Raw genomic sequence first — 20,942 nt, forward strand, 5'->3', positions numbered from 1 at the left:
TTTATGGTTCTATCAGTCGGGCTGGACATCGTACCGCAGGTACAGCACACTGTACGGAGCCAGTTCCAGTTCGGCATACTGGTCAAAGCTGCCATACTCCCGGGGCACCGGCAGAATCCGCCGGTTCTCCTCGGTCTGGGTGCCGCCGTACCGGGTCAGGTTGGAGTCAAAGATCACAGTGTAGGTCTTTTCCTCGGGCAGGCCCAGCTTGTAATCGCAGGCGGTATCCGAGAAGTTGCACACCACCAGCAGCTCGTCCCCTTCCTCATCGATCCGGGAGAAGGCCACTACATCCGGGTCGGTACGGCCCGGGTCGATCCAGTAAAAGCTGCCCTTGTTGGACTCGTCCTGCCAGAGGGGACAGTTCCTGGCATAGATATGATTGAGCTCCCGGATGCAGGTCTGCATCTGACGGTGCCCCTCATTCTCGAGCAGATCCCATTCCAGCTGGCTGTGGTAATCCCACTGGCCCACCTGACCGAACTCGCTGCCCATGAAGCTCATCTTCTTGCCCGGGAAGGCCATCATAAAGCCGAAGAAACTGCGGACACCCGCCATCTTCTCGGCCTCCAGGCCGGGGAACTTCTCCAGCAGGCTGCGCTTGCCGTAGACAAACTCCTTATAGGAGAGGGGCAGGATATAGTCCTCCTCAAAGGCAGTGGTGGCACTGAACACCAGACGGTCCAGATTGTAGGCACGGTATTCCGGCGCCAGCGAGAAGTAGTTCATCATCGCCTCGGTCCAGCGCACATTCCACATATGGGTAAAGCCCAGACCGCCATGCAGCACCGGCAGGGTCATGTTCTCAAAGCCGGAAAACTCCTCGCCGATCATCAGCGCGCCCGGCACCTCCGCCTGGACTGTTTCATTGAGACGCTTGAGGAAGTCAATGGCTTCGAGGTTCTCCCGTCCGCCCTGGATATTGGGGGTCCATTCCCAGGACTCCTTGCCATAGTCCAGATAGAGCATCGAGGAGACATTGTTGAGCCGCAGGCCGTCCATGTGGTACTCCTCCAGCCAGTAGAGGGCATTGGAGATCAGGAACTCCCGTACCTCCTGCCGTCCGTAGTCAAAGACACGGGTATCCCACTGGCTGTGCTCCCGCTTCATGGGGTCGCTGTATTCATAACAGCTGCCGCCGTCCAGATCGATCAGGCCATAGCTGTCCTTGGGGAAGTGGGCAATATTCCAGTCCATGAGCACGCCGATGCCCAGCTGATGGCACCGGTCCACCAGCTTCCGGAGTCCGTCAGGATCGCCGTACCGGAAGGTGGGCGAGAAATAATTGGTGGTGCGGTAACCCCAGGCCCCGTCAAAGCTGTATTCCATCAGCGGGGTCAGTTCCAGATAGTTGTAGCCCATTTCATGGACATAATCCGGCAGGGTATCAGCCAGTTCCGCATAGGTGCAGAGCCGTCCGTCCTCATGGCGGCGCCAGGACCCCGCATGCACCTGATAGATATTGATGGGCCGCCCGTGACCAAAGCTCTTCCGCTCGGTCATCCAGCTGTCATCACCCCAGGCATAGCAGTCCGCCCCAGCCACCATCGAATCATTCTGGGGCTGCGGTGTGGTACGCACTCCATAGGGGTCCATCTTGAGCAATGTGTTCCCATTGGCAGCGATCATACAATATTTATAGGCCGTGCCTGCCGGCAGACCGGAAATAAAGCACTCCCAGACACCCTGATCGTCCACCCGGCGCATCCGGGCAGCCTTGGGGTCCCAGCCATTGAAGTCCCCGACCACCGATACGCCAGTGGCATTGGGTGCCCAGACCCGGAAGGTAACCCCTTCTTCTCCGGTGCGTTTGCGGGTCAGATGCGCACCGAAATAGGTATGGGCTCTGGGCTCTGTTCCATTGTGGAACCGCTCCAGAAAGGCTGCGTCCTGTTTTGAGATTCTTGCCATACAGATCCCCCCTTGTACCTATAATATTATCAGTATTTTGGCTGTTTTTCAATATGGAGAGCGTTTCCTCCGGGAATTTTGACCGGGATATTGCGGCAGTTCTTCGTGGTTTTTACCGAAATGCGTTGATTTGACTGCACAAAAATGGTATAGTAATAATAATGACTATTCATCGAGCAGAAAGGAGTTCTGAACATGATCCGTTTCATGGCAGATACAGAAAAATATCCCCGTACGGACTGCAGCACCATCATTGTGGGCAAGAACGCTACCACAACCGGTCGGGTGCTGGTAGGCCACAATGAGGACGACCCCGGCTGTATGGTACAGTCCCATCTGGTACCCCGCATGCAGCATGCTGAGGGTGAAACAGTCCGCTTTGCAGACGGCACCGCCGTTATCGACCAGGTTCCTGAAACCTGCGCTTATTACTGGTCCGAGTTCCGCAGCCTGAATGGTGAGGCCTTTGCCGATGCCTTTATCAATGAATACGGCGTATCGGTGGTTTCCAACGGCTGTGTGGATTCCAAGCACCCCGAGGGTGTTACCGGCGGTATGGGTTATGCCCTGCGCCGTCTGATCGCTGAGCGTGCCCACTCCGCCCGGGAAGGCGTGGAGATCGCCGCTGCCCTGGTGGAAAAGTACGGCTACTACTCCACCCGTTCCTATGCCATCTGCGATAAGGACGAGGGCTGGATTTTCCAGGTTGTAATCGGTCACAACTTTGTGGCACAGCGTGTGGGTGATGATGAAATCCAGTATATCCCCAACTGGCTGACCATCCGGAATGTGGACTTCAACGATACCGAGCACAAGAATTTCTACTTCTCCAAGACCCTGCTGTCCGACGCTCTGGAAAACGGCTGGTACAAGCCCGCCAAGGAAGGCGATTACTCCGACTTCGACTTTGCCCTGACCTATCAGGAAGGCAATGCTGTAATCCCCTCCAATATGTGGCGTTCCGACCTGGCCTGGCGCCAGATCACCGGCACAGAACCGGTTCCGCACCGCACCTTCTCCATCAAGGCACCCCGCAAGTATGGCGTGGAGGACCTCAAGAAGATCCTGCGCTCCCACTACGATGGTCATGAGGAGGACCTCAAGACCGATCCCAAGATGAGCCCCCACCGCTATGGCATCTGCCGTGATACCACTGTGGAGAGCATGGTGATCGACTTTGCCGATATTCCTGAGCTGACCTGCGTATGGCGTGCTTTCCCGCGTCCCTGCATCGCTCCCTATCTGCCCTGGTATGTAGGCATCACCAAGCTGCCCAAGGGCTATGAGAACTTCGGCGCCAAGACCGCACTGGCTTCTCACTTTGCCGTTGACCCCGCCGAGTTCCGCTATGACAGCAGCCGGGCTTACTGGGCCTTCCACATGCTGGAGAACATCATGGAGTTCGACTATCAGTTCTGCGAGGAGAAGGTTCATGGCGACATCGAGAAGATGGAAGCTGCCATGACTGCTGCCAAGCCGCTGATCGACGAGGCTTACCGCAAGCTGGCTGAGACCTCTCCGGAGTATGCCCGTCAGCTGCTCACCGACTACACCGCTGCTCAGGCACAGAAGGCCTGGGAGTGGGCAGAGCAGACCGCTCTGGAGCTGGTAGACATGAAGAATGCCGCCAACATGGACTTCTGGAGAAGCAAGCTCTGATTCTGAATCCGTTGACTCAAAGGACCTCTGTCCCCTGGGACAGGGGTTCTTTTTTATGCTGTAAAAAAGGCAGAGCCCGTAATGGCCCTGCCTTTTTGCTTGGATGGAAGAAAACAAAACTGTTTATAAGAAGATATGCTCACCTGTGTCGACGGTGTGAGCCTGCGGCAGAACAGCCGCCAGGATTCCCCTTGGGGCGGGAAATCCCCATTCGGGCAGAGATTGGGAGAGAATCACCGGAACCCCCTGCTGCCCGAAATCGGGATTCCTGCGCTGTTTGCGGCGCGACCGCCTCCGGTTTTCCACCGGAAAGAAAGGCTGGTTTCCCGGCTTTGGCAGATGGACACAGCCCATCTGTCAGTCCTGCGGGAGCGGGCACTGTCCGCCCCACAGCCGGAACCCGAAGGTTTTTTTGACAATCCCGGCGAGGATCGGAACACCGTTCCAACCCTTCAAGGGAAACCGGGAACCTGAGATGGCCCGGCGATGTTCGGAACACAGTTCCAGGCTCAGTCCCGGGGCGGTGGATCACATCTGTGTGAAGCCCGCCGGGACCAGAGGCCATCTTTTACACCACAACATCGCGCGAAACAAAACTCGCCGCCAGGTTCTCTCTGTTTTGCCTTGCCACGACATCTGAAGCGTCAGCTCAGACCTTGAACCCAAAGGCGATATTTGGCAAAGCCAAATTCGCTGTGTCGGTAAGTCAAAGACTTACCGACCGGTGTCGGGGTTCTCCTTGCCGCTGTCGGTGCTGCTGGAACCGGTGGAAGAGCTGCCCTCTTCCTTGTCCTCAGTGGTGGTCTTGGTGTCCAGCTTGGTGTCGGATACAGCATAGCTGGTCAGGGTACGGGTGGTCAGCTTCCAAGCCTCGTAGTCCTCGTCCCACTTGGCATCCAGTTCCTTAGCGCCGTCAGCAGTTACCTCGTACAGGTAGCTGTCCTCCTTGGCGTAGATGTACAGAGTACCGTTGCGGTTGAAGGAAGGCTCACCAGTGAAGTTCAGGAAGTCAATGTTGGCATCCTTGTACATAGCAGCAAACTCAGCGTTGAAGTCAGTGTTGTACTTCAGGTTCAGCTTGCCCTGGCCGCTTGCATTGACAGTGAACAGTGCCTCTTCGCCGAACTCGATGTCGATCTCGCCGCAGTCCTCAGCAAACTTTACAATGGCGCCGCCCTTGCCCAGATCACCGCCGTCATACTTGTCCAGCATGGTGGTGGTGGAAGCATAGCTGGTGTCGAACGCGAACTTGTTCTGCTTGATGGCATCATTGGCCTTGGAGCTGGTCTTGGCAACGCTCAGAGTACCAGCCAGGTCGAATACCTTGGAAGACTCGGTCTCGGGCAGGGTTACAACCACAGCGTAACCATAGCCGTAATTGCCGTCAACGCCCTTGAACTTTACATACTTGATCTCAGGGTTTTCATCCAGGCTGCCGACCTTCCAGTTGGCATAGGCCTTGTAGCCCTTGATGTCGCTGCTGGTGGGCTGAGTCAGCTCCCCGCTCTCAACAGTGGAGTTGGAGTTCTTGTCGTCCCACTTCAGGATCGGAATGTAGATCTTGGAACCAGCTTCCAGGTTCTTCAGACCAGCCAGAGTATCGTCATCATACTTGCCGTCATCGTCCTGATCTGCGTAAACAGTTGCTCCATTACCTGTTGCGTCAGTCTTGTAACCCAGGACAAAGCCCATATCCTTGGTGGTATCGGCGAAAGCCACCGATGTCAGGCTGACAGTCATAACAGCTGCCAGTACAGTTGCAAAAATCTTGTTCATGTTTTTTGCCTCCTTTGAGTGTTTCATAGGTTTGTTCTCCCTACGCCCCAAATCATACAGGAAGCTGTCGAAAAAGGCAATGGTAATTGTTGCTTGTTTGTAATTCTTTCGTAATTTATTAACATTTGTCGCACAAAAAATTCCATATCAGTGAATAGATCGTTACAAATATAACAGATTTATGTGAATTCTGGGCCATTTTGAACTTAAAATCAAACAAATACATCGATTTGTACAAATGTTCCACTTGGGTGAATTTGGGAAATATGACAAAATAGTTACAGTATCCAAAATTGGTATAAAATACATAATTTTGTATTTTCTTAGAAATTGCTTCCAGAAAGTTCTTGGGACTGCCAGGAACTGTCCGGCGATCCATCCAAAACCAGAATTCCACCCATAGAAAAAGGCAGAGCCCGTAATGGCCCTGCCTTTTTGCTTGGATGGAAGAAAAACAAATCTGTTTGTAAGAAGAGATGCTCACTCTGTTTCGACGATGCGAGCCGGCGGTTGGAGTGCCGCCAGTGAGGGGGAAAACCTTGACTGCAATCGGTTTTCTATCCGGGTTGATCTGCCCATCTCCGACACTGTCGGTCTGGGCTGGATCTTACGGGAAAGCTGGATCACTGCCACCCGGCAGCAGCAATCAAACCTCTGGACCGGTCGGATTCATCATATCCGTCTTTCCCATGGCGGCGTCAGCGGTGTTCTGTGCACTTCTTCAGAATCCACTGTGCCGCTTTCCCGCAGCCGCAGCCGCTTCAGAAGGATCGGACTCCTGCGCGGCTGTGCTGCCAAGTTATCTCTGATTTACCTTGCCACGACATTTGAAGCCTCAGCTTCAAATTCGCTGTGTCAGGAGTCGCCACGATGTTTTGCGAAGCAAAACCCGCTGTGCTGCCAAGTTATCTCTGATTTACCTTGCCACGACATTTGAAGCGTCAGCTTCAAATTCGCCGCGTCGGTAAATCGTCTGCGATTTACCGACCAGTATCGGGGTTCGGCTTCTCGCTGGTATCGGTGCTGGAATCAGAACCGGTATCGGTGCTGGTATCCTCATCGGTGTCAGTATCCTCGTCGGTGGAGGTCTTGACATCCAGCTCTACATCCGATACAGCATAGCTGGTCAGGGTACGGGTGGTCAGCTTCCAGGCCTCGTAGTCCTCGTCCCAAACTGCATCCAGCTCCTTGGCGCCGTCAGCAGTTACTTCGTACAGGTAGGTGTCCTCATCCGCATAGATGTACAGTGTACCGTTGCGGTTGAAGGAAGGCTCACCAGGGAAGTTCAGGAAGTCGATGTTGGCGTAGTCATACATTGCGGCAAAGTCGCTGTTGTAATCGGTGTCATACTTCAGGTTCAGGTCGCCCTGACCGTTGGCATTGACTGTGAACAGTGCCTCCTCGCCGAACTCGATGTCGATCTCACCGCAGTCGTCAGCAAACTCTACGATGCCGCCGCCGTCCTCCAGAGTCTCAGTGCCATCGAAGTCCTCATAGATCTTAGCGCTGGAAGCGTAGGTGATGTCAAAGTCGAACTTGTTCTGATCGATAGCATCATCGGCCTTGGAGCTGGTCTTGGCAATAGCCAGAGTACCAGCCAGGTCAAAGTCCTTGGCAGAAGTGGTCTCAGGAATGTAAACTACTGCAGCATAGCCGTAGCCATAGGTGCCGCCTTCCTTCTGGAACTTCACATACTTGATCTCCGGGTCATCATCTACATCGCCGACCTTCCAGTCTGCATAGACCTTGTAGCCCTTGATGTCATCGCTTGTGGGCTGAACCAGCTCACCGCTTTCAACGGTACCGGGAGTACCGCTGGTATCGTCATCATTCCACAGCAGAATGGGAACATAGATCTTAGTGCCAGCCTCCAGGGTGCCCAGGGCTTCCAGAGTGGTTTCATCGTAGTTGCCGTCATCATCCTGATCGGCATAAACGGTGGTACCAGTACCAGGAGTAGTGCCTTCCTTATAGCCCAGGACAAAGCCCTTTTCTTCAGTAGCAGCAAAAGCTACCGATGTCAGGCTGACTGTCATAACGGCAGCCAGGGTGGTTGCAAAGATCTTCTTCATAGTTGAGTTGCCTCCTTCAAATTAGTTCATAGGTGATTCCCTACGCTCCAAATAATACACGAAACAATCCAAAAACGCAATGGTAATTGTTGTTTATTTGTAATCATTTCGTAATTTGTTAACATTTATCGCACATAAATTTCCCTGTTTTCCATTAGTTGTGGGGCATTTAAGGTAGAATTTAGTAAACTATCTGTAATTTAAGGTTCAGTTAAGGCAAATTGTAATTTAATTGAGCCTTAAAGCTCCACGAAATTTCTTCATAAATTACAAAATAGTAACAGCGATCGACATCGCAGAACCATATATAATTCAATTCCATTTGTTTCATGCAGTTCCATTTAACGGAAAAGAAAAAACGCCGGCTCTGGCAAAGCAGACCGGCGCAAAATAAAAAGGCGAAGCTGTCCGGAGAAACAGCTTCGCCTTTATTAAATGAGCTTCCGCTCACAGTAACTTGGTCAGACAGAAAGTCAAACCTTGAACCCGCGTGGATAAATCCGTCAGGATTTATCTACCAGTGTCGGGGTTCTTCTTGCCGCCGTCCTCAGTGGTGCTGGAAGAATCGTCCTCAGTAACGGTCTTCTCGGTCAGCTCTACATCAGAGATAGCGTAGCTCTTCAGAGTTCTGGTCTTGAAGGTCCAGGCCTCGTAGTCCTCGTCCCACTTCAGGCCAGAAATTTCCTTAGCGCCGTCAGCAGTTACTTCGTAGATATAAGCATCCTCGTCAGCGTAGATGTAAGCAACACCGTTCTTGTTGAAGGAAGGCTCCTTAACAAAGTTGATGAAGTCGATGTTAGCATAATCATACATAGCAGCGAATTCCTTGTTGAAGTCGCTGTTCCACTTCAGGTTCAGCTTGCCCTGACCAGCCAGATCAACTTCGAACTCGAAGTCATCGCCAAAGGACATGGTCTCAACATCTTCGATACCATCGAAGTCTACAACCTCAACCTTGTTCCAGTCAGTAACCTTGTCGAATTCCTCAACCTTGTAGCCATACTCAGAACCAAAGTTCAGGGTAACCAGTTCCTTATCATTGTAGTCATCCTTCAGCTGAGAGCTGCTCTCATATACAGAGATGGAACCAGCCAGATCAGTAGTCTTGGTCTCAGCAGCCTCGGGCAGAGTGAAGGTTACAGCGTAAACATACTCATCGCCGATCTTAACGAACTCGATCTCAGGCTTCTCTTCCAGATCGCCAACCTTCCACTCGGCCTTAACCTTAGTGCGGCGAACATCATCCTTCTCGGTAATCTTGTTTCCGTGCTCATCCAGCAGCGGGATAGCAACCTTCTTGCCACCCTTTACAACAGACAGATCAACGCTAGTGGGAACTTTGTCAGCGGTGGGCTTGGCAATAGCGATAGCACCGCTCAGATGCTCAGTACCATTGTTGGTGGTGAACTTATCATCAGCGCTACCAAAACGACCATCGTCGTTAGCGTCAACGTACAGATAGTTGCCGTCGGTAACATCAACCAGAGTAACTTCCAGGCTGTTATCGTTGGTAGCATCAGCGAAAGCAACGGTTGTCATGCCAGCTGTCATCAGAGCAGCCAGAACAAGAGCAAGTGTCTTCTTCATTTTGCATTTCCTCCTAAAATTGTTTGTATACGAGCCGGGTCGGCCCTCTCCAGTTGACCTTCCCGATCTCTGGTTTTCATTATAGCCTGCCAGGGCCCACTTGTCAACGGTTTTTGTCTTTATTTTGTTACAATTTTGTAATTTACTAAAATTTGATAATAAAATATACCCCGTATCTCTATCTATTTTAGTCGTTTTTGCTAATTTTCCGTCTGATTTTTGCCTGTTCCCGGTAGGGGTATCCTATTTTATTGCAAATTCGTTACAATCTTTTGTTACCATTCCCCCGTACCCTATCCGGCGCCCTCCGCATGAAAAAACTCCCCTGCCTGAGTGTCCCGGCAGGGGAGTTTTTATAAAAATATCGGTTGATCCGGTTACAGAGCCATGAATTCCTTCATGCAGGCAATCACATGATCCACATCTTCCCGGGTCACATCATGGTTGGTGACAAAGCGGAACTGTCCGTCCTCAATGCCCGATGCCTTGATGCCCTTTTCCAGCATCCGGGCGGGCAGAGCGGCGATCCAGTCAGCGTCCTTATCCACAGTGAAGAATACCATGCTGATCTCCACAGTGGAGAGATCCACATGGATTCCCGGGATCTTGGCAAGCTCTTCTGCCATATACCGGGCGTTGTCATGGTCCTCCTGCAGACGACCGGTCATCTCGGTGAGTGCCACAATACCGGCAGCAGCCAGGAAACCAGCCTGCCGCAGACCACCGCCGAGCATCTTGCGGTTCTTACGGGCACGGTCGATGAACTCCTTGCTGCCCGCTACAATGGAACCCACCGGCGCGCACAGACCCTTGGACAGGCAGAACATCACACTGTCGCAGTACTGGGTGATCTCCTTAACATCACAGCCCAGGGCAGTGGCGGCATTGAAGAGCCGTGCGCCATCCAGATGCACCGGCAGACCATACTGATGAGCCAGCTCATAATTCTGACGCATCATATCCAGCGGAACAACCCGACCCATTGCAGTGGGGTTTTCCATCTCCACCAGACCGGTATGGGGCATGTGGATATCATCGGGACGGATCGCAGGCAGGAGCTGTTCCGGACGGAGATAATCGGCAGTCTTGATGGTACGCACCATCACACCGGACAGCACAGCCGGCGCACCCACTTCATGGATCACGATATGGCTCAGTTCGCCGCAGATGACCTCATCACCCCGGCGGGTATGGGTCATGATGGAAACCTGATTGCCCATGGTGCCCGACGGTACAAACATGGCAGCTTCCTTACCGACCAGCTTGGCAGCCAGTTCTTCCAGTTCCAGCATAGTGGGGTCATCACGGTTTACATCGTCGCCGACCACAGCAGTATACATGGCATCCCGCATCTTCTGTGTGGGCTGAGTGACCGTATCACTGCGGATATCAATATAACGCATTGGAAAAACACTCTCCTTTGATATTATTTATACAGCCGGATATAAAAACAGGCGACGGGCAAAAGCCCGCCGCCCGTTTGCGGTCGATCCGGTTATTCTATCGTCAGAATATCAGAAACGGCACAAGGTTAGTCCTTGTAAGCAACAGCCTCGATCTCGATCAGAGCATCCTTGGGCAGCTTGCCAACTTCGAAAGCAGCTCTTGCGGGAGCAGCGTCAGCGAAGAAGGTAGCATATACTTCGTTCATAGCGCCGAAGTCAGCGATGCTGTCCAGCAGGCAGGTGGTCTTTACGATATCAGCCATGGTGTAGCCCTCGGACTCCAGAATAGCCTTGATGTTCTCCAGAGACTGCTTGGTCTGAGAAGCGATGTCATTGCCGGGGAAAGCACCGGTCTTGGGGTCGATGGGGAGCTGGCCGGATACATAAATGGTGTTGCCAGCCTTAATAGCCTGAGAGTACGGGCCGATTGCTGCGGGAGCGTTCGGAGTAGAAACCTGCTTCTTCATTCTAAATCATTCCTTTTCTTAAAAAAGTTTCGCAGCCGGACAGAACTTGTCCGATCACTACAAGATTATTGTATAACGGACGGCACTAAAAGTCAAATAAAATTCCAGTCCCTGTATGGGGACCGCTTCCCGGTGCGGATCAGAAACGGTCTTCCCTGTCCTGACGGTCCCACCGGCGGAAGAGCCTCCACACCAGCCGCAGCAGCAGGTAAAGGATCGCCCCCTGGATCACGAGCATCAATGGCAGCAGAATCAGAGCTCTTGGCATAGAATTTTCCTCCTCTTGGCATTAACATCAGTCACCGGTCCGGGACTGGGGTTCTGACGGCACCGGTTCGGTCACACAGGACAGATACCGGTATCCATCGCCATACTTCTCCAGGGTCAGTGTTCCCTGGCGGATCACCGTCTTGTCATCCGCCGGGCTGTAATATTCATAGTCGAGCAGCAGACAGCCATCTTCTTCCCGGGCTCCGGTCACCTCATACCGGGCGGAACTCCCCACATATCCCGGGGTATACAGGCCGGTCTCCGGGTCATAATATTCGGACTGGCGCAGCAGCTCTGCTGATACATCGAACCGTTCCTGGAGCTTCTGTTCCAGCTCCTCGGCGGGAACTTTTTCGGGCTCCTCAAGATTGCGCTCCACCGGCATGGCCCAGACTACATAATAGCTGAGCAGCTGATCCGGGCTGAGTTCGGAAGGGTCTTCCCAGTTCACTGCCCCGATGCCGGAGATGGCAATGGGCGCCAGATATTCATTGGTGAGCCCGGTCAGATCATAGCCGCTGGTCTCCGGTTCAGACGGGGAACCGGACGGCGTACATCCGGTCAGGAACAGGGCAGCTGCCAGCAGGGCTGCCCACAGCGAACGCAGTTTCATCACAAGGACCTCCTTTACGGCCTCACTTCAGCTGTTTAATACAGAAAACTTTTACAATTCCATTTTATCCCGTGCTGAACCGAAAGTCAATTTGCCAATTCGTGCATAATTTACGCTTTGTTGATAACTTCCGGTAAAAATGGTATTATAGTATTCTTAGAGAACTTTTTCGGCTGACAGGGGGACGGAGGCTCATGTCCGACGCCAGAAATAAATATACCACCCTGATCTCCAATACCATCATCTTTGCCCTGGGTACCTTCGGTTCAAAGCTGCTGGTATTTCTTTTGATGCCTCTTTATACCTCGGTGCTCACCACAGCGGAATACGGCGCCATGGATGTGGTCGTGAATGTATCCAATATGCTGCTGCCGCTGGTGATCGTCTCCATCAATGACGGTGTGATCCGCTTCGGCATGGATCACGCCTACAAGCGCCGGGACGTCTTTTCCACCGGCATCTGGGTATCGCTGGCGGGCTTCGGCATCTTCCTGATCTTCTGGCCGGTGATGAAAAAGATCGACATGATCTCCGACTACACCGCCCTGATCTACATCTATGTGCTGGCTGCGGCTTTGCAGGGCGTATCGGCCCAGTTTGTCCGGGCCATGGGTCTGGTGCGGCTCTTTGCCTTCAATGGTATCCTCAATACCCTCTCCACTGTGTTCTTCAATGTTCTGTTCCTGGTGGTAATGAAATGGGGTATGTACGGATATATCCTCTCGGTTGTCCTCTCCAATGTGGTATCCATGGTCTTTCTGTGGATCGCCGCCCGGCTCTACCGCTATATGCGCTGGTGGAAGGGCATCCGCCGGGAAACGGTCCGGGAGATGATCATCTACTCCCTGCCCCTGATCCCCGCTACCATCATGTGGAGCATCACCAATGTATCCGACCGGTTCTTCGTCACCTATTATATGGGTGAGGCCCAGAACGGCATCTATTCGGTGGCCTACAAACTGCCCACCATCATCTCGGTGATCTCAGCGATCTTCACCCAGGCCTGGCAGCTCTCTGCCATCGGCGAGCGGGAGAGCGATGACCGGGAACAGTTCTACTCCAACATCTTCAAAAGCTACCAGACCATTGTCTTTCTGGCGGCGGGCGGCATTCTGCTGCTCATCAAGCCGCTGATGCACCTGCTGGTGTCCGATGCCTTCTTCGAAGCCTGGCAGTATACGCCTCTGCTGGTGGTTTCAGTGGTGTTCAGCTGCTTCTCCTCCTACTTTGCCTCCTTCTATATGGCGAGCAAGAAGAATATCATGGCTATGGTGACCATTTTCCTGGGGGCGCTTCTCAATGTAATCCTCAACTACTACCTGATCCCGGTCTACGGGCTCAACGGCGCCGCGGGCGCCACTGCCATCAGCTATATATTCATCTTCATTATCCGGGCCATCGATACCCGGCGGCTGTTCCGCATCGACCTGGATCTGAAAAAACTGCTGCTCAATTCGCTGCTTCTGGGGCTTCAGTCCTGGCTGCTCATGCAGAATGACAAATATCTGTATCTTTGGGAGTCGCTGACACTCCTTGCCATGCTCCTGGTGAACCTGCGGGGAATCCTGTTTGTGGCAGACCGGTTCTACCGGGCATTTATCCTGAAAAGGAGGGCTGGCATTTAATGCTGACAAAAAAACTCTTTCTATTCTTTCTTTCGATGGTGCCCGTCATCGAGCTCCGGGGCGCTATCCCGCTGGGAATGGCCTGGGGAATCCCCATGTGGCAGACCTACCTGATCTCGGTCATCGGTAATATCCTGCCGGTGCCCATTCTGGTGGTCTTTGCCCGGCGGGTGCTGTTCTGGTGCGCTACCTGGCCCAAGGTGGGACACTTCTTCCAGAAGATCATCGACATCGGCAACCGCAAGATCGGCAAGCTGGGCAGCTATGAACTGCTGGGCCTCTATATCTTTGTGGCGATCCCCCTGCCCGGCACTGGTGCCTGGACCGGCTGCCTCATCGCCACCCTGCTGCAGATGAAGCTCCGTCCGGCCTTCTGTGCCATCTCCCTGGGCGTAGTCACCAGCGGCATCATCATGTGGCTGGCCTCCAGCGGCGTATTCGGATTCCTGTCCCTGTTCGCCTGAATGCCTTTCTCCACTCCGTCCGGCGGGGTGGATTTTTTCTGCCCCAAACAAAAAGCGTCCCCCGCACCGTGCTGCTGCCGGTCAGGGGACGCTGATTTTTTGTTTTACAGGGGGCGTTCAATCTTGCCGCCGCCGAATACCCGGCGTCCCTGGTAGAACACCACCGACTGTCCCGGGGTGATGGCCCGCTGGGGCTCATCAAACACCACCTGCACCCGTCCGTCTGCCAGAGGGGTGAGCAGGGCTTCTGCCGGCTTTGCCGCATAGCGGATCTTGGCTGTGACCCGTACCGGTCCGGTGAGGGCTTCCACCTCGATGAGGTTCACTTCCCCGGCGGTGAGGGTGCTGCGGAACAGTCCCTCGCCGGAAGTGAGGGTGACTGTGTTCTGCTCCGGGTCGATGCCGCAGACGAACATCCGCTGTCCGAAGCCGATGCCCAATCCCCGGCGCTGTCCGATGGTGTACCGCCAGATCCCCTCATGGGTGCCCAGCACCTTGCCATCCCGGTCGATGAAACTACCCTTGGGCGGCTCCTCACCGGTATAGCGGCAGAGGAAAGAGGCAAAATCCCCATCGGGAATAAAGCAGATATCCTGGCTGTCCTTTTTGGCAAAGACCGGAAGCCCGGCCTGCCGTGCCATCTCCCGGATCTGCTCCTTGCGGTAGGGATAGAGGGGCAGCACCATCCGGGAAAGCTGCTCCTGGGTCAGCGACCACAGCACATAGCTCTGGTCCTTGCTGTCATCGTCCCCCATGGTCAGATGCCAGCGCCCGTCTGCCGGGTCATAGTCCACCCGTCCATAGTGACCGGTGGCAATATAGTCATAGCCCAGTTTCTTCGCCTTATCGGCAAAGGCGGCAAACTTGATGGTGCGGTTGCAGTCCACGCAGGGATTGGGGGTGAGTCCATGACGGTAATCCTGCACAAAGCGCTCCATTACCTGCTGGCGGAACTCCTTGCGGAAATCCACCACAAAGTGGGGAATCCCCAGCACCCGGCAGACTTCGGCGGCGTCCCGGACATCGTTCTGGGTGCCGCAGGTGCCGTCCTCGCTGTCCCACAGCTCAAAGGTGAGTCCCGCTACCTCATGGCCCTGGTCCCGGAGGATCAGCGCCGCCGCGGAACTGTCCACACCGCCGCTCATGCCCACCAGGATCTTCTTTTTTGTATCACTCATTGGGGTCCTCCCAGATCAGAGCAGCCGCAGCATAACCGGCTGACGGTTCTTGTAAACAGTAAAGTATTTGAAGCCGACGCTCTTGAGCAGTTCCAGGCCGGCCTGGATGTCGCAGCCGATGTCGTTGCAGCACTCGGCATCCGAACCGATGGTGATCATCTCACCGCCGTAATCCTTGTACATCTGCAGGTACTTGTTGGACGGGGTAAAGGCTTCGATCTCCATGCGCAGGCCGCCGGTATTGAGTTCCAGCGCCTTGCCCTGAGCCACCAGGCTCTTCATGATCTCGGCAAATACATCGTCGATCTGTGCCAGATCCACCGTGCGGTTATAGGGCTTCAGATACCGCAGCGGATAGCCCAGATGGGCCAGGCTGTCGAAATGACCCCACTGCACCACTTCCAGCAGCTCCTCATAATAGGAGCGGAACACATCCTGCAGATCCAGCGCCGGATGGGCATAGTTGAGCATCATCATATCGCCGTATTTCCGGGTCTTGTGCAGGGAGCCCAGCACAAAGTCAAACCGGTTCTCACCGATCACCTGTACCGCCCGGTCGGGGTCAGCCAGGGGCTGGCACATCTCCACGCCGTTGGTGACAATGAGCTGCTGGGAGAAAATATCCTGTGCCTTATGGGCAGCAAAGCAGGAATACATCAGACGCTTGCCGTATTTCTGCTCCTCAAACTCCTCCATATCGCAGGCATCGGTGATGCAGATGCCCGAGATCCCCTTGTCCACCGCCGCAGAGCAGAGAGCGGTCACCAGATCCCGGCCCTCAGGGGAATTGTCCGAATGAACATGGCTGTCAAACAGATTGATATACATAGCGAATGATTCAACTCCTTACAGACGCATTGACTGCGCCGTTTCATGCTCTTATTCTACCATAGAACCAGTGGCGTGAAAAGTGGCTTTTCTCTTCCATGATCTGGGTTGTGCCGGGGACCAAACGGACGAATATTCTCTGAGGCATAAAATTGGGCAGAGAGATTGTTCCCTGCCTTTTTGCATGGGAAAACTGCCGGAAAAAGTTTTTGTTCCGTGCCCAAAATTTACGATGTATCCATTTCCGGCAAAACTGATTTGTGGTAAGATAAAAGACAGAATTTAACCCTCCCGCTTTGAGAAAGGAGCGATCATTATGCTGAACCTGATTCGAATTGCCGCCGTCACCGGACGGGTGGACCCGGGAAGTCCTGCGGGCTGCCGGAAATATCTCACCGAGGAGATCAAAAAGGCAGGCGCCCACTCCCCGGATGTGATCCTGCTGCCCTCGGATATTCTGCTGCCCCCCTCCGCCCAGTCGCTGCGCCGGCAGGGGTTCATGCTGGGTCTCTGCCGTCAGGAGCTCTCCCGTCTGGCAGAGGATCTCCGGGAACTGCCCTCGCTCCTCTTTGTGGGACTGCCGGTTTCGCTCCACGGTGTGACCGTTTCCGCCATGGCTGCCCTCCGGCAGGGCGAACTGCTGGGCTTTGTACTGCCGCCCTCCGTCCCCGAAGGGCCGCTCCCCGAGGGCTTCCTGCCCGCCTCGGCAGTCTTTGAGGCAGGCGGCGCCCGGCTGCGGGTGCTCCCCGGCTGTGATGCCGGCAAGGCGCTTCAGTACGGCTCCCTTGCCGGGGACTGCGACTGTCTGCTGCTGCCCTGCTATGAGCCTGCCAGAGTGGGCAGCGCCGACCGGGCAGAACAGGCCCTCAGCGTCCTGAGCCGGGAACTGGGCTGTGCCGCTGTCCTCTGCTGCGGCGCCGGGTCGGACAGCTCCCATCCGGTCTGCTACCGGGGCTTTGCGGTCATCGCCGAAGCCGGTGAAACCGTAAGCGTCCAGGCGGAGTTCGGTCAGTCCGCCTCCCTCTGCTACGACATCGATCTGGACATTGTCCGCCGCTCCCGGGATACCCTGCCCGCCGCTCCGGCTCCGGCAGCGTACCGCTTCCCGGCCGTGCCCCACGACTATGCCCTGCGCAGCTTCTCCTCTACCCCCTACCTGCCCATGGAACCGGAAGCCGAACGCCGCACCCTCCGGGAGTGGTTCGAACTCCAGAGCCATTCGCTGGCAGCCCGCCTTTCCAATACCGGCATCGACCGGGCTGTGGTGGGCATCTCGGGCGGCCTGGATTCCACCCTGGCCCTGCTGGTCTGCCATCGGGCGGCCCAGCTCATGCGCCTCTCCCCGGATCATATCCTCGCGGTGACCATGCCCGGGTTCGGCACCAGTGACCGCACCCATCAGAACGCCCTGGATCTGCCCCGGAAGCTGGGTATGTCCACCATGGATATTTCCATTGTCCCGGCGGTGGGGCAGCACCTGGCGGACATCGGCCATCCACTGGACCGGCACGATGTCACCTATGAGAATGCCCAGGCCCGGGAACGCACCCAGATCCTGCTGGATCTTGGCAACCAGATCGGCGGCATTGTAGTGGGCACCGGCGACCTCACCGAGGAGGCACTGGGCTGGTGCACCTTCGGCGGCGATGCCCTGGCGGGATACAATGTCAATGTCACAGTGCCCAAGACCGCCATTCGCCGGATTGTTGCCATGCTGGCAGAGGAGAGCACCGATGCGGAACTCGCTGCCATTCTCCGGGATATTCTGGACACCCCCATCAGTCCTGAGCTGCTGCCGCCGGATGAAAGCGGTTCCATCACCCAGAAAACCGAGGAGATCCTCGGGGATTATGAGGTGCATGACTTCTATCTCTACTACTTTGTAAAATATGGATTCTCGCCCAAAAAGCTGCTCTTCTATGCGGAGAATGCCTTTGATGACCGCTATACCGAAGAACAGCTCCGCACCTGGCTTGCCACCTTCCTGCGCCGTTTCGTGGGCGGACAGTTCAAGCGTTCGGTCGCTCCGGAAGCGGCGGCAATCACCGACTTCGGTCTTTCTTCCATGGACTTTTCAGTGCCGTCTGATATGAGCGCAAGGACACTCCTCCGGGAACTGGAAAACTGAATTTGAAAGTTCTTGACCGCGTTCCTGCAGAATGGTACAATATCTTCTATATTCGCCACACATCTCACCGCTTTTCAAGGAGGACCTTTATTTATGCGTGCTGTAATTACCGTTGTAGGCAAGGACATGGTGGGCATTGTCGCCACTGTTGCCACAGAATGCGCTGCCACCAATGCCAATATCCTGGATGTGACCCAGTCTGTCTTTGAGGACGACATCTTCGCCATGGTTATGCTGGTGGATGTTTCCAAGCTGAGCTGTCCGCTGCCTGAACTGTCCGACCGTCTGAATGCCCTGACCAAGGATGTGGGTCTGGTTGTTCATGTCATGCACGAGGATATTTTCAATTCGATGCACCGCATCTGACCGGGAGGACTTATTACCATGCTGAATGTAAACGATATTCTGGAAACGATCAAGATGATCGATGAGGACTGTCTGGATGTGCGTACCATCACCATGGGTATTTCGCTGCTGGACTGCGCTGACAGCGACATCGACCGCTCCTGTGAAAAGGTCTACAACAAGATCACCCGTCTGGCAAAGGACCTGGTGAAAACCGGTGAGGACATCGAACGCACCTATGGCATTCCCATCATCAACAAGCGCATTTCGGTAACTCCCATCGCCATGCTGGTGGCTGCCAGCGGCGGCGATCCGGTCAAGTATGCCAAGGCCCTCCAGCGGGCAGCGGATACCGTTGGCGTCAACTTCATCGGCGGCTATTCTGCCCTGGTGCACAAGGGGTTCTCCGCCGGTGACCTGGAACTGATCCGCTCCATTCCCCGTGCCATGGATGAAACCGAAAATGTCTGCTCGTCAGTGAACATCGGCTCCACCAAGGCCGGCCTCAACCTGGATGCCATCAAGCTCATGGGTGAGATTGTCAAGGAGACCGCCGAGCTCACTGCCTACAAGGAGTGCATCGGCTGTGCCAAGCTGGTGGTGTTCTGCAACGCTCCGGAGGACAACCCCTTCATGGCTGGCGCCTTCCACGGCGTGGGTGAACCCGACTGTGTCATCCATGTGGGTGTATCCGGCCCCGGTGTTGTGCGTGCCGCCCTTGCCAAGGTGGACAAGACCCTGCCCATTGACGAGATTGCCGACATCATCAAGAAGACCGCCTTCAAGATCACCCGTATGGGTCAGCTGGTGGGCACCGAAGCCAGCCGCCGTCTGGGCGTGCCCTTCGGCATTGTGGATCTGTCCCTGGCTCCCACCCCGGCGGTGGGCGACTCGGTGGCCCATATCCTCGAGGAGATGGGTCTGGAACAGTGCGGCGCCCATGGCACCACTGCCACCCTTGCCATGCTCAATGACGCAGTCAAGAAGGGCGGCGTCATGGCGTCCAGCCGGGTCGGCGGCCTGTCCGGCGCCTTTATCCCGGTATCGGAGGATGCCGGCATGATCGACGCTGTCACCACCGGCGCCCTCTCCATTGAAAAGCTCGAGGCCATGACCGCGGTCTGCTCGGTGGGGCTGGATATGATCATCATTCCCGGCGATACCACCCCGGCAATCATCTCGGGCATCATCGCCGACGAAGCTGCCATCGGCATGGTCAACTCCAAGACCACCGCTGTGCGTGTGATCCCGGCTGTGGGCCGCAAGGAAGGCGAGACCCTCACCTTCGGCGGTCTGCTGGGATATGGCCCGGTTATCAAGGTCAACCGCAATTCGCCGGAGGTATTCATCAACCGGGGCGGACACATTCCCGCTCCGCTCCAGAGCCTCAAGAACTAACTCATTAAAAAAGGAAGCCTGACTCATGGCAAAGGAAAAACTGGAAAAGACCAACGCCATCCGTGCGCTGGACAAGGCAAAACTGACCTACACGGTCCATACCTATGAAAATGACGGCACTGCTGTGGACGGCGTGACTGTCGCCCAGAAGACCGGTCTGCCGGTGGAAAAGGTCTACAAGACCCTGGTGACAGTGGGACACAGCCGGGAACACTATGTATTTGTGATTCCGGTGGCAGCCGAACTGGATCTCAAAGCGGCTGCCCGCAGTGTCGGGGAAAAGTCGGTGGAGATGATCCATGTGGCGGACATCAACAAGCTCACCGGCTATATCCGGGGCGGCTGCTCCCCCATCGGCATGAAAAAGCAGTTTGTCACCGTGCTGGACGAGAGCTGCCTTCCCCTGGATACCATCGTATTCAGTGCCGGTAAAATCGGCATGCAGATCGAGATGGACCCCAAGGCGCTCATCGATTTCATCGGCGCCAGGACTGCTGCCATCACAGCCGGGTGATTTACCCCTGATTTCCAAACAGCCCGCCGGAGGTCACAGCCTCTGCCGGGCTGTTTTTGCCGCGGTATGATCCACCCTTTGAAAGGAGGCTTTCCCCATGCGCCGTTTCTGGCAGTATCAGCCCATCATCCTGGCGGTATGGCCCTATCTCATTCTCATCAGCCTTTCCCTGCCGGATGCCGATGCCTTTTCCCGGTTTCTGACCCTCTATACCCTGCTCACTGTGCCGGTCTATCTGTGCAGTTTCTGCCGGGCAGGACAGCTCCGCCGAGCCGGGGATACCGCTGCCCTGACAAAAACAGCCCTGTGGGTCAAGCTGGCGCATATCCCCTTCTATCTGGGGATCTTCCTGCTGGGTGGTGTGCTGATCCTGGTGATGGTAGTCCCGATTTTCACCATCGTATCTCCGCTGCTGGTGATGCTCATGGCGTTCTGTGACTACCTGCTTTTGCTCACCTCCTCCTGGTATGCCGTCAGTGCTGTCCGCCTGCTTTGGAGCCGGGGCAGGATCTCCCTCTTCGGGGCCCTGTGCTGTACCCTGTGCCTGTGCTGCTTTGTGCTGGACTTCTTTGCCGCCTGGTACCTGCGCCGCACCGTGTGCTCCTGTCCGGAATGATAAAAAGACCGTGCGTTTCCCGTTCTGTCGGAAAGCGCACGGTCTT

At 55.1% G+C, this 20,942-nt stretch carries 19 protein-coding genes; 9 read left to right on the forward strand and 10 right to left on the reverse strand.

Translation table 11 applies throughout. The annotated features are described in order from the left end of the window. Window positions 1-12: 12 nt before the first annotated feature. Entirely contained in the window at window positions 13-1,911 is a 1,899-nt protein-coding gene (glgB, locus tag H9X81_RS03255; RefSeq protein WP_204719770.1) for a 1,4-alpha-glucan branching protein GlgB, read from the reverse strand. 195 nt (window positions 1,912-2,106) lie between these two features. Here glgB and H9X81_RS03260 point away from each other — a divergent pair, with 195 nt between their 5' ends. Beyond that, entirely contained in the window at window positions 2,107-3,570 is a 1,464-nt protein-coding gene (locus tag H9X81_RS03260) for a C69 family dipeptidase (RefSeq protein WP_204719772.1), read from the forward strand. Between the two features lie 714 nt (window positions 3,571-4,284). Here the strand turns inward: H9X81_RS03260 and H9X81_RS03265 are convergent. Beyond that, a complete protein-coding gene (locus H9X81_RS03265) occupies window positions 4,285-5,346 on the reverse strand; it encodes a hypothetical protein (protein WP_204719774.1) in 1,062 nt (353 codons plus the stop codon). A gap of 421 nt (window positions 5,347-5,767) precedes the next feature. On the opposite strand from H9X81_RS03265, the gene H9X81_RS03270 reads away from it, so the two are divergent. Beyond that, window positions 5,768-6,283, forward strand: a complete 516-nt coding sequence (locus H9X81_RS03270; protein WP_204719776.1) for a hypothetical protein — start codon at window positions 5,768-5,770, stop codon at window positions 6,281-6,283. A gap of 43 nt (window positions 6,284-6,326) precedes the next feature. On the opposite strand, the gene H9X81_RS03275 is transcribed toward H9X81_RS03270, so the two are convergent. From H9X81_RS03275 to H9X81_RS03295, 6 genes are all read right to left on the reverse strand, one after another. Continuing rightward, window positions 6,327-7,418, reverse strand: coding sequence for a hypothetical protein (locus H9X81_RS03275; protein ID WP_204719778.1), 1,092 nt, complete (start codon window positions 7,416-7,418; stop codon window positions 6,327-6,329). A 510-nt stretch (window positions 7,419-7,928) separates the two neighbouring features. Then, entirely contained in the window at window positions 7,929-9,005 is a 1,077-nt protein-coding gene (locus tag H9X81_RS03280; protein WP_204719780.1) for a hypothetical protein, read from the reverse strand. A 377-nt stretch (window positions 9,006-9,382) separates the two neighbouring features. Then, window positions 9,383-10,408, reverse strand: coding sequence for a low-specificity L-threonine aldolase (gene ltaE / locus H9X81_RS03285; protein ID WP_204719782.1), 1,026 nt, complete (start codon window positions 10,406-10,408; stop codon window positions 9,383-9,385). Window positions 10,409-10,536: 128 nt separating this feature from the next. Beyond that, entirely contained in the window at window positions 10,537-10,917 is a 381-nt protein-coding gene (locus H9X81_RS03290) for a Rid family detoxifying hydrolase (RefSeq protein WP_191392214.1), read from the reverse strand. A 139-nt stretch (window positions 10,918-11,056) separates the two neighbouring features. Continuing rightward, window positions 11,057-11,185: a hypothetical protein gene (locus H9X81_RS11945; protein WP_275951249.1), complete on the reverse strand. Its 129-nt coding sequence runs from the start codon at window positions 11,183-11,185 to the stop codon at window positions 11,057-11,059. A gap of 27 nt (window positions 11,186-11,212) precedes the next feature. Further along, the gene (locus tag H9X81_RS03295; RefSeq protein ID WP_204719784.1) at window positions 11,213-11,800 is read right to left on the reverse strand and encodes a hypothetical protein; all 588 of its coding nucleotides are present in this window, start codon (window positions 11,798-11,800) and stop codon (window positions 11,213-11,215) included. A gap of 194 nt (window positions 11,801-11,994) precedes the next feature. On the opposite strand from H9X81_RS03295, the gene H9X81_RS03300 reads away from it, so the two are divergent. Both H9X81_RS03300 and H9X81_RS03305 read left to right on the forward strand, forming a co-directional pair. Further along, window positions 11,995-13,425, forward strand: a complete 1,431-nt coding sequence (locus H9X81_RS03300; protein WP_204719786.1) for a flippase — start codon at window positions 11,995-11,997, stop codon at window positions 13,423-13,425. Next, entirely contained in the window at window positions 13,425-13,889 is a 465-nt protein-coding gene (locus H9X81_RS03305; protein WP_204719788.1) for a COG2426 family protein, read from the forward strand. Before H9X81_RS03300 ends, H9X81_RS03305 begins: the two co-directional genes overlap by 1 nt. A 104-nt stretch (window positions 13,890-13,993) precedes the next feature. Here the strand turns inward: H9X81_RS03305 and mnmA are convergent, their stop codons facing one another. Next, a complete protein-coding gene (mnmA, locus tag H9X81_RS03310) occupies window positions 13,994-15,067 on the reverse strand; it encodes a tRNA 2-thiouridine(34) synthase MnmA (RefSeq protein WP_204719790.1) in 1,074 nt (357 codons plus the stop codon). A gap of 15 nt (window positions 15,068-15,082) precedes the next feature. After that, a complete protein-coding gene (locus H9X81_RS03315; protein ID WP_204719792.1) occupies window positions 15,083-15,895 on the reverse strand; it encodes a histidinol-phosphatase HisJ family protein in 813 nt (270 codons plus the stop codon). A 316-nt stretch (window positions 15,896-16,211) separates the two neighbouring features. Here H9X81_RS03315 and nadE point away from each other — a divergent pair, with 316 nt between their 5' ends. From nadE to H9X81_RS03340, 5 genes are all read left to right on the forward strand, one after another. After that, complete coding sequence (gene nadE, locus H9X81_RS03320) at window positions 16,212-18,023, forward strand: NAD(+) synthase (RefSeq protein ID WP_204719794.1); 1,812 nt, start codon at window positions 16,212-16,214, stop codon at window positions 18,021-18,023. A 93-nt stretch (window positions 18,024-18,116) separates the two neighbouring features. Then, a complete protein-coding gene (locus H9X81_RS03325) occupies window positions 18,117-18,389 on the forward strand; it encodes an ACT domain-containing protein (RefSeq protein ID WP_191392206.1) in 273 nt (90 codons plus the stop codon). An 18-nt stretch (window positions 18,390-18,407) separates the two neighbouring features. Beyond that, window positions 18,408-19,766, forward strand: a complete 1,359-nt coding sequence (locus H9X81_RS03330; protein WP_191392205.1) for a PFL family protein — start codon at window positions 18,408-18,410, stop codon at window positions 19,764-19,766. 25 nt (window positions 19,767-19,791) lie between these two features. Further along, entirely contained in the window at window positions 19,792-20,280 is a 489-nt protein-coding gene (ybaK, locus tag H9X81_RS03335; RefSeq protein ID WP_204719796.1) for a Cys-tRNA(Pro) deacylase, read from the forward strand. Window positions 20,281-20,377: 97 nt separating this feature from the next. Further along, a complete protein-coding gene (locus H9X81_RS03340; RefSeq protein ID WP_204719799.1) occupies window positions 20,378-20,896 on the forward strand; it encodes a hypothetical protein in 519 nt (172 codons plus the stop codon). Window positions 20,897-20,942: the final 46 nt, after the last annotated feature.

It is taken from the genome of Hydrogenoanaerobacterium saccharovorans, assembly GCF_016901815.1.
GTDB lineage: Bacteria > Bacillota > Clostridia > Oscillospirales > Ruminococcaceae > Avimicrobium > Avimicrobium caecorum.